This is a genomic window from Amycolatopsis sp. NPDC058340 (genome assembly GCF_042723975.1).
In the GTDB taxonomy this organism is placed as follows: domain Bacteria; phylum Actinomycetota; class Actinomycetes; order Mycobacteriales; family Pseudonocardiaceae; genus Amycolatopsis.
This window is the reverse complement of record NZ_JBHXIB010000007.1, coordinates 246,019-258,002: the sequence shown is the minus strand read 5'-3', so window position 1 is coordinate 258,002 and position 11,984 is coordinate 246,019. Positions and strand designations below refer to the sequence as shown.

The window sequence follows — 11,984 nt, the reverse complement described above, 5'->3', positions numbered from 1 at the left end:
GCCCACCCCCCCGCGTCAACGCCCCCTCGGCGCACGCTGCCGCCCCACAAGGAGGCCTTCACGGACTTCTCCCCGGGGCCCGACACGCCGGATTCCCATCAATCGAGACATAGCATTCGGGTTATATTGCGATCGTCGGCCATCTAGCACCGCTAGAAAAACTAGCGCGGTAGCAAAGGTCCCTTGCTCCCCCCGCGGGAGCCGTGAGGGCCTCCTTCACTACCCTCAAGGTAGGCAAGGAGGCCCTCACGGACAGCCGCCATGTCGCGAAGGGGCGCGAAGCGCCTTCGCTACCCCATTCGCGAGCCCCCCAGAGCGTCTGTACGCCGCCGAAGGCCGCTTCGCGGCCATCTGGACTAGACCAGCCCCCACCTGCGCGGAGCTGGTCACTCAGAGGTCTGGACCACCCCGTTCGTGCTAACCCGGCTGTCACCGTCCGCAACAAGATCAAATCAGCCGGCGAACACCCCACGGCACTTCCGGAGCGTTACCGCGACCGTCACCGAGCGGAGCGATCATGACTCTCCGCGAAGTTGATCAAGACCCACGCCGGAGGCACTTTCCGGCCCCGGCCACCCAGCCCCTCGGCGGTCCCGGGCAGAGGCACCGGCAGGTGCACGGCTCATCTGCACAGTCGGTTGGACCCCGGTAACCCCAGTGCATCGTGTTCTTTCGGCGATGTGTTAGCCACCGGCTGTGTACTAGCCCGATCGTGTTACTACGAACTCCCTGAGTGACCACTGGTTTGAGATAGATACCCATTCGATCCCCCCGCGAAGGCCTCAGGGCGGCTACAGTGCCATCGACGACACCACTTTCGGTCTAAAGCTGGCGCGGCTAAACGGCCGAAAGTCCCGGTGCCGGTCGGGGGGCACGACCGACTCCAGGGAGGTAGTGACGTGGCTACCGTCGGCATTTCTCAGGCCGTCCGATCCACGCCAGCCGGTTCATTGCCGGCGAGCATGGTTCCGCACCCGCGGGAAGAGCTTTTTTCCGTGTTGGTGGTCGATGACCACCCGCTGTTGAGGGAGGCAATCTCAGCAAGACTCGCACAGATGGGTGCGGGCACCGTCCACGAGGCCGCCACGGTGGCCGAGGCGAGGGCGCGAGCACAGGCCACCGGGCCTTGTGACCTGGCGATCCTCGATCTCGGACTGCCGGATGGCAGCGGCATCGAGCTGGTTACGGAACTCCGTAGCCACGGCTGGCCTCGAGTAGTGGTGCTCGCTTCATCAGACGACCCGTACGCGGTCAGGTCGGCGTTCCAGGCCGGCGCCCAGGCATACCTGCTCAAGTCGGCTTCGCCGGTCGTGGTGACCGACGGCGTCCGCAGGGTGCTCGAGGGCGGCGTCTACGCGGACCCGAGCGTCGCACCGGTCTTGGCCACCGGCACCCGGGTCGCCGGCACCGACAACACCCCGCGCGAGCTTTCGGCGCGCGAGGTCGAGGTGCTGCAGCTCGTGGCCGACGGCCAGAGCAACAAGGAGATCGGCGAGGAACTCAGCCTCTCCGCTCTCACGGTGAAGTCTCACCTCTCCCGCATCGGGCGCAAGCTCGGCACGGGTGACCGGGCTCAGATGGTGGCGCTGGCCATGCGTGCCGGCGTGATCCGCTGACAAAGGCGAACAGCCCTGCGGGGCGGGCGGACCAGGCGCGGTCCGCTCGTCCCGTAGGGTCTTCACCTATGGAAGGCGACCGACCCGGAGAACCGCAGACGGACCCGAAGACCGGCACCGACGACACCGGTGGACCGGTCCTGCTGCGCGAGCCCGCCGAGGGCACTCCACCGGTGATCGCCGACGCGACCGCCCTCGCCGAAGCCTGCGTGAAGATCGCGGGCGGCAGCGGGGCCATCGCCGTGGACACCGAACGCGCGTCCGGCTACCGATACTGGCCCAAGGCCTATCTCGTGCAGCTGCGCCGCGAAGGTGCCGGCTCCTTCCTCATCGACCCCATTCCGCTCGAAGGGCAGCTCGAGCCCCTCGCGGAAGTGCTCAACAACGCCGAATGGGTGTTGCACGCGGCCTCGCAGGACCTGCCGTGCCTCGCCGAACTCGACCTGCGCCCGAAGAGCCTGTTCGACACCGAACTCGCCGGACGGCTCGCCGGGTACGAACGGGTCGCCCTCGGCACCCTCGTCGAACTCCTCCTCGGCTACCAGCTGGAGAAGGGGCACAGCGCCGCCGACTGGTCGAAGCGCCCGCTTCCCGTCGACTGGCTGAACTACGCCGCCCTCGACGTCGAGCTGCTCATCGAGCTGCGCGAGAAGCTCGAAGCCGATTTGGCCGCCCAGGGCAAGCTCGAATGGGCCCAGCAGGAATTCGAGGCCGTCCGCACCGCGCCGCCGCCCGCTCCCCGGGCCGAGCCGTGGCGCCGGACGTCCGGGGTGCACAAGATCCGCAGCGCCCGCGGCCTCGCCGCCGTGCGCGAGCTGTGGCAGGCGCGCGACGAGCTCGCCCGCAAACGCGACCGCGCGCCGAGCCGGATCCTGCCCGACAGCGCGATCATCAACGCCGTCACCGCCGACCCGAAGACCGTCGAGCAGCTTCAGGCGCTGCCGGTGTTCAGCGGCCGGGTCCAGCGCAAGTACACCGCGAGCTGGCTGCGGCATCTGCAGGCCGCCCGCGCGCTCCCCGCCGACGAACTGCCCACCCCCGCGCAGCAGACCGACGGGCCGCCGCCGGTGAACCGGTGGTCGGACAAGGATCCCGACGCCGCCGCCCGGCTTTCCGCCGCTCGCGCGGCGCTGTCGGCGATCGCGGAGGACCGGCGGCTGCCGGTGGAGAACCTGCTGCTGCCGGAACTGGTGCGCCGCACCTGCTGGCGTCCGCCCGCGGATCTGAGCGAGGACTCCGTCGCCGAGGTCCTGCGCGACGGCGGTGCCCGGCCTTGGCAGGTGGAGCTGACGGTCGCGGTGCTGAGCAAAGCGCTCCACTCCACCGCGACCTGAACGGGAGCTGAAGGACGCCTTCACCGCATGTCACGCGGTGAAGGACGCGTTCAGCCCTCCAGCAGCGCTCGCGCGGAGCCGCGCAGCGCGGCGTCCGGCTCCCCCAGCCCGGTGAGCCTCAGCACGCTGTCGGCCCCTTCGACGGCGTGCGCCTCGACGTCCAGGTCCGGCTGGTCGCGCCGGACGATCGCGATGCTCTCGACGAGCCCGAACACGAGGTCCGTCCGGATCGCCTGGAGGGCCGTCGCGACACCTGCCGCCGCGACGAGCGAGCCGTACACGCGTTTGAGTTCCGCTCGTTCCGCCCGGAACCGCGCCAGCCGCGGCGACGAGATCTCCGGCAGCAGGTACAGGGCGCCGAGGTTGTGCCGCGCGCTGCCGAGCAGGTGGATGTCCGCGTAGGCCAGCGCCCACAGCCTCGTGCCGACCGGCGCGAACTTGGCCGACAGCCCGCCCGCGACGTCCAGCGACGGCCGGACGGTGTCCTCCAGCAGCGCCGCGAGAATGTCCTCTTTGGACGGAAAGTGGTAGTAGAGCGACGCCTGGCGCAGCCCGGCGCGTTCGGCGATGGCCCGTGTGGTCGTCGCCGCGTAGCCGGCGCCGGTGAACAGCTCCCCCGCCGCGTCCAAGACGGCGAGCCGCGCCTCGCGCTTGCTCGCCGCGGCGCCACTGGCTCTCGGTCTGCCCACCCCGGTCGTTTTCGTCATCTATCCGATCCTGCCATTTCTCCGCGAAGATCTTTGTTACGTCCGGCGGTCGGCCCAGGTTACCGAATCCGGTATCTGTTAACACCGCGCTTACCCGGCGGAGATCGGAAGGATCCCGCACGCGCTTAATTTCGGTCAGCCGATCGAAATCCGGCCCTTGAGACAGGAGCCTCCGCAATGCCTTCCGAAGACCTTTCCGCCTTCGGGTACCGCCAAGAACTCCGCCGGACACTGGGCGGTTTCTCCGCCTTCGCCGCCGGTTTCTCCTTCGTTTCCATCCTTACGACGGTGTTCCAGCTGTTCGCCTTCGGCTATTCCTTCGGCGACACGCTCTTCTTCTGGACATGGCCGCTGGTGATCGCCGGGCAATTGCTCGTCGCGCTCAACTTCGCCGAACTCGCCGCCCGATTCCCGCTGGCCGGATCGGTTTACCAGTGGGCGAAACACCTCTCCCCCGGATTCGCGGGGTGGCTCGCCGGCTGGATGATGCTGGTGGGCTGCGTCGTGGCGCTCGCCGGTGCCGCGATCGCGCTGCAGGTCGTCCTCCCGTCGGTCTGGAGCGGGTTCCAGCTCGTCGGCGGGGATCCGGCGATCACCTCCCCGACCGGTGCCAGCAACGCGGTCCTGCTCGGCACCGCGCTGATCGTGGTCACCACCGCGATCAACGCGGGCGGCGTGCGGCTCATGGCACGGATCAACGACGTCGGGGTCGCGGCCGAACTCGTCGGGGTGCTCGTGCTGATCATCGGGCTCGCGCTGTTCGCCGTCCGCGGCCCGCAGGTCGTGCTCCAGCCCGCGGGTGAAAGCCCGGGAGCCGGCGGCGTCCTCGCTTCGGCACTGATGGCGGCCTACGTTCTGTACGGCTTCGACACCGCCGCCTCCGTCGCCGAGGAGACGAAGGACGCTCGCCGCACGGCTCCGCGCGCCGTGCTCCGCGCCCTCCTGATCTCCGGGATCGGCGGGCTCGCGGTCGTCATCACCGCGCTGATGGCGGCGCCGAGCCTGACCGACGGGCAACTCGCCGGGAAGGGCCTGCCGTATGTGATCACGGCCGTCTTCGGGGACACCCTCGGCCGGGTCTTCCTCGCCGACGTCGCGATCGCGGTCGTCGTCTGCACCCTGACCATCCAGACCGGCACCGTCCGGCTGATCTACTCGATGGCCCGCGACGGCGCGCTCCCCGGCGCCAAACGTCTTTCCGCGGTCAACACCCGCACCGGCACGCCGATCGCGCCCGCAGTGCTCTCCGGGGCGCTCGCCATCGGACTGCTTCTGCTGAATCTGGGGAACCCGACGATCTTCAGCACGATCACCGCCACTTCGGTGGTCGTGGTCTACCTGGCCTATCTGCTGGTGACCGGACCGCTGCTGATCCGGCGCCGTCAAGGCCGTTTCACCGCCGAACCCGGCCATTTCTCCCTGGGGCGATGGGCTATTCCGGTCAACATCGCGGCAGTAGGGTACGGCGCGATGATGATCGTCAACATCGCCTGGCCACGAGCCGGGATCTACGACCTGGCGGGCACCGGTTCCGTCTGGGTCCTGTTGTTCCCGATCGAGTTCGTCGGCGCCGCGCTGCTCACCGGCTATCTCTGCTGGCGCCGCCGCTCCGCGCTCACCACGGTTCCCGTCCCCGCGACCTGAAGGAAGGTTCCATGAGCACGACATCGACCACGTACGGCGCTCGCGACCACGCCCGCGCCCAGGCGGGCACGGTGACCGAAGCGATGCCCGCCATCCCCGCGTCCACCTGGCCGGATCCGCCGCCCGGGATCGACCCGGAGAAGCTGGTCTGGGCCGAGACCGTCGCCGGCGGCGGCTACACCCACAAGGTGCTCGCCCGTGGTACCGAGCTGCGGCTGACCGACGTCGAGGGCGACGCCTGCGCGCACCTGCTGCTGTTCAACGCCGACCAGCCCTGGGAGCGGCTGAACGTCGCGGACACGGTGAAGGTCCAGTGGAACGCCTATCTCGGCGAGGCGATCGCCCTGCTTTCGGATCAGGCGCGGGTGCTCGCGACCGTCGTCACGGACGAGAGCGGGAAACACGACGCCCTCTGCGGCACGTCCACTGTGGACGGTAATGCCGAGCGCTACGGCGACGGGAGCCCACAAGGCGATTCGCCGTCGGGCAACGCGCTGTTCACCCTCGCCGCCGCGAAAAACGGCCTCACCCCGCGCGATCTCCCGCCGAGCCTGTCCTTCTTCCAGGGCGTCCACGTGGAGACCGACGGCGGGCTGACGTTCACCGGTTCGGCGGGCCCCGGCAAATCCGTGGTCCTGCGCACCGAACTCCCGGTGATCGTCCTGATCGCCAACGTCGCACACCCGCTCGACCCGCGCCCGGACTACACGGTCACCCCGCTGCGCGTCCTCGCCCAGCGCAGCGCGCCGTCCACACCGGACAGTCCTGAATGGACCGCGTCGCCCGAGGCGCAGCGCGCCTTCGAGAACACCGCCGACTACCTCACCGCTAGGGGCCTGGCATGACGATCATCTCCGACACCGAGGTCGCCGCGCGGGCGCCGTACTCCACCGTGCTGCGGAAGGGCGAGACGCTCGCGATCATCGATCTCGGCGGCAACCAGGCCGTCGACTTCCTCTGCTACGACGCCGCCGACACGGCGAAGAGGTACAGCGCGGCCGCCACGATCGCCGCGCAGCGCAACATCTTCCTCACCACCGGCAGCGTGCTGCGCACCGGCGAAGGCGCGCCGCTGCTGACCGTCGTGGAGGACACCTGCGGGCGGCACGACACGATCGGCGGCGCCTGCAGCAAGGAGTCGAACAGCCTCCGCTACGGCCAGCACACGCGGTACCAGCACGCCTGCGTCGAGAACTTCCTGACCGAGGGCGCGAAATGGGGCCTTTCGAAACGGGATCTGGTCAGCAACGTCAACTGGTACATGAACGTGCCGGTGGAACAGGACGGCACGCTCGGTATCGTCGACGGCATCTCCGCGCCCGGTCTCGAAGTCAAGCTGCGCGCCGAGACCGACGTGCTCGTGCTGGTGTCGAACTGCCCCCAGATCAACAATCCGTGCAACGGTTTCGACCCGACGCCGGTCCGGATGATCGTCACCGGCGGTGGCGCGTGAAACTGCTCGTCGCCAACCGGGGGGAAATCGCCGTCCGGATCATCCGGACGGCAAGGGAGATGGGCATTCCGACGGTCGCCGTGTACTCCGACGCCGACCGTACGGCCGCGCACGTACGGCTTTCCGACGAAGCCGTCCGGCTCGGCCCGGCGCCGGCGAGGGAGAGCTATCTCCTCGGCGACGCCATCATCGAAGCCGCGTTGAAGACCGGCGCGGACACGATCCACCCCGGCTACGGTTTCCTGTCCGAGGACGCCGCTTTCGCCAGGGCGGTGGAAGCGGCAGGCATCCGGTTCGCCGGTCCCACCGCGGATCACCTCGATGTCTTCGGCAGCAAGCACACCGCACGGGAGAAGGCCGTCGAAGCCGGGGTCCCGCTGCTGCCGGGCACCGGGCTGCTGGCCACCCTGGCCGACGCCGAAGCGGCGGCCGCCGGGATCGGCTACCCCGTGATGCTCAAGGCCACCGGCGGTGGCGGCGGGATCGGGATGCGGGCCTGCGCGTCCGCCGGGGAACTCCGAGACGCCTGGGAGGCGGTGCAGAGCATCGCGGCCAAGAGCTTCTCGACCTCGGGCGTGTTCCTCGAACGGCTCGTGACGCACGCGCGGCATGTCGAGGTCCAGGTGTTCGGCGACGGTACGGGTGAGGTGCTGGCGCTGGGCACGCGGGACTGCACGCTGCAGCGGCGCAATCAGAAGGTGCTCGAAGAGTGCCCGGCACCGGGACTTTCCGAAGCGGTGCGGGAGAAACTGGTCTCGGCGGCCGTCGACCTCTGCGCTTCGGTGCGCTACCGGTCGGCCGGGACGGTCGAGTTCATCTACGACCCGGAGCGGGAAGAGGCCTCGTTCCTCGAAGTCAACACGAGGCTGCAGGTCGAACATCCGGTCACCGAGGCGGTCTACGGCGTCGACCTGGTCGCGTGGATGCTCCGGCTCGCCGACGGCGACACCGGGATGTTCGCCACCACGCCGGAACCGCGCGGGCACGCGATCGAAGCCCGCGTCTACGCGGAAGATCCCGCCGCCGGGCACCGGCCGAGCGCGGGCCTGCTGACCCGCGCCGACTTCCCCGAGGGCGTCCGGGTCGACACCTGGGTCGAGGCCGGGGCGAACGTGACAACGCACTACGACCCGCTGCTCGCCAAGGTGATCACCGTCGGCGCGGATCGGCGCGAGGCGCTTTCCGCGCTGGGCGACGCGCTCGGCGAGAGCCGGGTGGACGGCGTCCGGACGAACCTCGGTCAGCTGCGCGCGGTCGCCGCGGATCCGCGGCTGCACGAGGTCACGCACGACACCGCGACGCTCGGCACGATCACCGACCCCGAACCGCGGATCGAGGTCCTGCGGGGCGGCACGATGACCACCGTCCAGGACTGGCCGGGACGCCTCGGGTTCTGGCACGTGGGTGTCCCACCGAACGGGCCGATGGACGATCTGTCCCTGCGGCTGGGCAACCGCGCCCTCGGCAATCCCGAAGGCGCGGCGGGCCTGGAGTGCACTGTGGACGGTGTCTCGCTGAGGTTCACCGAGGACGCAATCGTTTGCGTCACGGGATCGCCGTCGCCGGTGACCGTCGACGGCTCGCCCGTTCCACAGTGGACACCGGTCGAGGTCCCCGCGGGCGGCGTGCTCGACGTCGGCACCGGGACCGCCGGGCTTCGCGCGTACGTCCTCGTGCGCGGCGGGATCGACGTCCCGGACTTCCTCGGCAGCGCGGCGACGTTCACCCTCGGCGGTTTCGGCGGGCACGGCGGACGCGCGCTGGCGACCGGGGACGTCCTCTACCCCGGACCGCGGCCGGAGAACGCCGTCAGCGGCCCCGTTCCCGAGGCGGAACGCCCGGTTTTCGCCACGCACTGGGAGATCGGCGCGGCCGAGGGACCACACGCCGCGCCGGAGTTCTTCACCCCGGACGACGTCGAGACGTTCTACGCCACCGACTGGGAAGTGCACTTCAACTCCGCGCGGACCGGTGTCCGGCTCGTCGGGCCCCGGCCACGCTGGGCACGGGAGGACGGCGGCGAGGCGGGGCTGCACCCGTCGAACATCCACGACACGCCGTACGCGATCGGCGCCGTCGACTACACCGGCGACCTGCCGATCCTGCTGGGCCCGGACGGGCCGAGCCTCGGCGGGTTCGTCTGCCCGGCGACCGTGGTGACCGGGCAGCGGTGGAAACTCGGCCAGCTGCGGCCGGGCGACACCGTGCGGTTCGTGCCGATCACGACCGAGCATGCGGACACTCTGCGGGACGAGCCGGCGACGGCGGTCGAGGCGAGCCGGAAGCCGATCGACGACGGCGGCATCCTCGGCCGTCTGTCCACATCGGACGAGAACCCCGAGGTCACCTACCGGCGCAGCGGCGACGACAACCTGCTGATCGAGTACGGGCCGATGAAACTCGACCTGGCGCTGCGGATGCGGGTCCACGCCCTGGCCGATCGGCTGGCCAAGGAAGGGCTCGACGGCGGCGGTGTCATCGACCTGACGCCGGGCATCCGCTCGCTGCAGGTGCACGTCGATCCGGACGTGCTGCCGGTGCCGAAACTGCTCGGCCTCGTGCAGGAGGTGGAGCACGACCTGCCGCGCACCGCCGATCTCGTGGTGCCGAGCCGGACCGTGCGGCTGCCGTTGTCCTGGGACGATCCGGCGACGCGCGAGGCGATCGAGCGGTACATGGCGGGTGTGCGCGACGACGCGCCGTGGTGCCCGTGGAACATCGAGTTCATCCGCCGGGTGAACGGTCTGTCCAGTGTGGACGATGTCTACCGCACGGTGTTCGACGCGGAGTACCTGGTGCTCGGCCTCGGCGACGTCTATCTCGGCGCGCCGGTGGCCACTCCCCTGGACCCGCGGCACCGGCTGGTGACCACGAAGTACAACCCGGCCCGCACCTGGACCGCGGAGAACTCGGTCGGCATCGGCGGCTCGTACCTGTGCATCTACGGGATGGAGGGCCCGGGCGGCTACCAGTTCGTCGGGCGGACCGTGCAGGTGTGGAGCGGCTGGCGGCAGCGCGGGTCGTTCGAGCCGGGTTCGCCGTGGCTGCTGCGGTTCTTCGACCGGATCTCCTGGTATCCGGTCAGCGCGGAGGAGCTGCTGGAGCTGCGGGCCCGAAGTTCGGCGGGAGAGCTGGAACTCGACATCACCGACGGCGAGTTCGCGCTGGCCGACCACGAACGCTTCCTGGCCGACAACGCGGCGGACATCGCCGCGTTCCGGGCGAAGCAGAGCGCGGCGTTCGAGGCGGAACGGCGGGCATGGGCGGCGGCGGGCGAGTTCGACCCGCGGCCGGAGCCGGTCGGCGCGAAGGTCCCGACCACGAAGGTCGAGGCCCCGCCCGGCGGGCACGTCGTCGAGGCGCCGTTCGCGGCGACCGTGTGGCGGGTGGACGTCGAGCCCGGCAAGAAGGTCGACGCGGCCGAGACGCTGGTGATCCTCGAAGCGATGAAGACCGAGGCGCGGATCCCCGCGCCCGCCGGCGGCGAGGTCGTCGACGTCCTCGTCTCGCCCGGTGATCAAGTCGCCCCCGGCACTCCGCTGGTGGTTCTGGGAAGGAGCGCGGGATGAGCGTGCCGGAGCGGGTGCGCGCCGCGTACCACCGGATCGCGCGGGCCGACCGGCCCGAGATCTGGATCGACCTGCGTCCCGAGGCGGACGTGCTCGACGACGCGGAGAAGCTGGAAGCCCGTCGCGCGGCGGGGGAATCCTTGCCGCTGTACGGGAAACTCGCCGCGGTGAAGGGCAACATCGACGTCGCCGGGCTGCCGACGACGGCGGCGTGCCCCGAGTACGCCTACCTGCCCGCCGAGGACGCTCCGGTGGTGGCGCGGCTGCGCGCGGCCGGTGCGCTGATCCTGGGCACCACGAATCTGGACCAGTTCGCGACCGGGCTGGTCGGGACGCGCAGCCCGCACGGGGCGGTCCGGAACGCGATCGACCCGGCGTACGTCTCGGGCGGGTCGAGTTCGGGGTCGGCGGTCGCCGTGGCGCTCGGGATCGTGGATCTCGCGCTGGGTACGGACACCGCCGGATCCGGGCGGGTCCCGGCGGCGTTCAACGGGATCGTCGGGCTGAAGCCGACGCGGGGACTGCTGCCGACGGCCGGTGTCGTGCCCGCGTGCGCGAGCATCGACTGCGTGTCGGTGTTCGCGCGGACGGTCGACGAGGCGACGGCCGCGTTCGCCTGCCTGAGCGAGCCTCGGGACCTTCCGTCGCTGAACCGTCCGTTCCGGATCGGTGTGCCGTCCGAGGTGGGGCCGCTCCAGGACGGGTGGACCGAGGCGTTCTCCGCGGCGGCCCGGGAATTCCATGACGCGGGCGCGGAACTGGTCCCTGTCGACATATCGCCGTTCCTGGACGCGGCGCGCCTGCTTTACGAAGGCGCCTTCGTCGCCGAGCGGTACTCGGCGGTCGGCGAGTTCATCGACGCGCATCCGGACGCCGTCGATCCGGCCGTGCGGCGGATCATCGGCGCGGCGAAGGACATCCCGGCGCATCGGTTGTTCAGCGACCTCGCGAAACTCGACGGTCTTTCCGGCGAGGCATCAGCCGTGTTGTCCACTGTGGACTGCCTTCTGCTGCCTACGACGACGGAACACCCGACGATCGCCGAAGTCGAGGCCGATCCGCTGGGCGTGAACGCGCGGCTGGGCCGGTTCACGAACTCGACGAACCTGCTGGGCCTGTCGTCACTCGCCGTGCCCGCCGGAACCGTGGCCGGGCTGCCGTTCGGGGTGATGCTGATCGGGCCCGCGTACGCCGACCGGATCCTCGCCGACGTCGCCCGCTCGGTGCCGCGGCGGACCCGGATCGCGGTCGTCGGCGCGCATCTGCGTGGGCAGCCGCTGAACCACGAGCTGACCTCGCGGGGCGGCCGGTTCGTTTCCGCGGGACCGACGGCGGCCGAGTACCGGCTGTTCGCGCTGGACACCGTGCCGCCGAAACCCGGTCTCGTCCGCGTCGCTTCGGGCGGCGAGGCGATCGAGGCCGAGGTGTGGGACCTGCCCCTGAGCGGCTTCGGCGAGTTCGTGGCGGGCGTTCCCGCGCCGCTGGCGATCGGGAAGGTGCGGCTGGCCGACGGGAGCGAGGTGTCCGGATTCGTCTGCGAGCCCGGCGCCGTGGAAGGTGCCGAGGACATCACGGGGTACGGCGGGTGGCTCGGGTACTTGAGTCGTTGAGTCCGGTCTCGTGAGTGGTAAGGACGGTTAGAACCGTCCTTACCACTCACG

General features: G+C 70.3%; 8 protein-coding genes. 7 read left to right on the top strand and 1 reads right to left on the bottom strand.

What is annotated here, in order from left to right:
* Positions 1-899 precede the first annotated feature (899 nt).
* Both ACFWIW_RS12585 and ACFWIW_RS12580 read left to right on the top strand, forming a co-directional pair.
* Positions 900-1,616, top strand: a complete 717-nt coding sequence (locus ACFWIW_RS12585) for a response regulator transcription factor (protein WP_034318331.1) — start codon at positions 900-902, stop codon at positions 1,614-1,616.
* Between the two features lie 68 nt (positions 1,617-1,684).
* Positions 1,685-2,950 carry an HRDC domain-containing protein gene (locus ACFWIW_RS12580; protein WP_378368537.1) on the top strand — a complete coding sequence of 422 codons (1,266 nt, stop codon included), beginning with the start codon at positions 1,685-1,687 and terminating at the stop codon, positions 2,948-2,950.
* A 50-nt stretch (positions 2,951-3,000) separates the two neighbouring features.
* Here the strand turns inward: ACFWIW_RS12580 and ACFWIW_RS12575 are convergent, their stop codons facing one another.
* Positions 3,001-3,657: a TetR/AcrR family transcriptional regulator gene (locus ACFWIW_RS12575; protein WP_378368536.1), complete on the bottom strand. Its 657-nt coding sequence runs from the start codon at positions 3,655-3,657 to the stop codon at positions 3,001-3,003.
* Between the two features lie 177 nt (positions 3,658-3,834).
* Between ACFWIW_RS12575 and ACFWIW_RS12570 the strand changes: the two genes are divergently transcribed.
* Genes ACFWIW_RS12570 through atzF form a run of 5 tightly spaced genes read left to right on the top strand, consistent with a single transcriptional unit; the run spans position 3,835 to position 11,933 of the window.
* Positions 3,835-5,301, top strand: a complete 1,467-nt coding sequence (locus ACFWIW_RS12570; protein ID WP_378368535.1) for an amino acid permease — start codon at positions 3,835-3,837, stop codon at positions 5,299-5,301.
* Between the two features lie 11 nt (positions 5,302-5,312).
* On the top strand, positions 5,313-6,146 hold the full coding sequence (locus ACFWIW_RS12565) for an urea amidolyase associated protein UAAP1 (protein WP_378368534.1): 834 nt from the start codon (positions 5,313-5,315) through the stop codon (positions 6,144-6,146).
* Positions 6,143-6,754: an urea amidolyase associated protein UAAP2 gene (locus tag ACFWIW_RS12560; protein WP_378368533.1), complete on the top strand. Its 612-nt coding sequence runs from the start codon at positions 6,143-6,145 to the stop codon at positions 6,752-6,754. The genes ACFWIW_RS12565 and ACFWIW_RS12560 overlap by 4 nt, the downstream gene beginning before the upstream one ends.
* Positions 6,751-10,323: an urea carboxylase gene (gene uca, locus ACFWIW_RS12555; RefSeq protein WP_378368532.1), complete on the top strand. Its 3,573-nt coding sequence runs from the start codon at positions 6,751-6,753 to the stop codon at positions 10,321-10,323. Before ACFWIW_RS12560 ends, uca begins: the two co-directional genes overlap by 4 nt.
* Positions 10,320-11,933 carry an allophanate hydrolase gene (gene atzF / locus ACFWIW_RS12550; RefSeq protein WP_378368531.1) on the top strand — a complete coding sequence of 538 codons (1,614 nt, stop codon included), beginning with the start codon at positions 10,320-10,322 and terminating at the stop codon, positions 11,931-11,933. The genes uca and atzF overlap by 4 nt, the downstream gene beginning before the upstream one ends.
* The last annotated feature ends 51 nt before the right edge of the window (positions 11,934-11,984 follow it).

Coding starts and splice junctions, on each gene's coding strand:
- ACFWIW_RS12580 (WP_378368537.1), top strand. CDS start 1,685: ATGGAAGGCGACCGACCCGGAGAACCGCAGACGGACCCGAAGACCGGC.
- ACFWIW_RS12575 (WP_378368536.1), bottom strand. CDS start 3,657: ATGACGAAAACGACCGGGGTGGGCAGACCGAGAGCCAGTGGCGCCGCG.
- ACFWIW_RS12570 (WP_378368535.1), top strand. CDS start 3,835: ATGCCTTCCGAAGACCTTTCCGCCTTCGGGTACCGCCAAGAACTCCGC.
- ACFWIW_RS12565 (WP_378368534.1), top strand. CDS start 5,313: ATGAGCACGACATCGACCACGTACGGCGCTCGCGACCACGCCCGCGCC.
- ACFWIW_RS12560 (WP_378368533.1), top strand. CDS start 6,143: ATGACGATCATCTCCGACACCGAGGTCGCCGCGCGGGCGCCGTACTCC.
- atzF (WP_378368531.1), top strand. CDS start 10,320: ATGAGCGTGCCGGAGCGGGTGCGCGCCGCGTACCACCGGATCGCGCGG.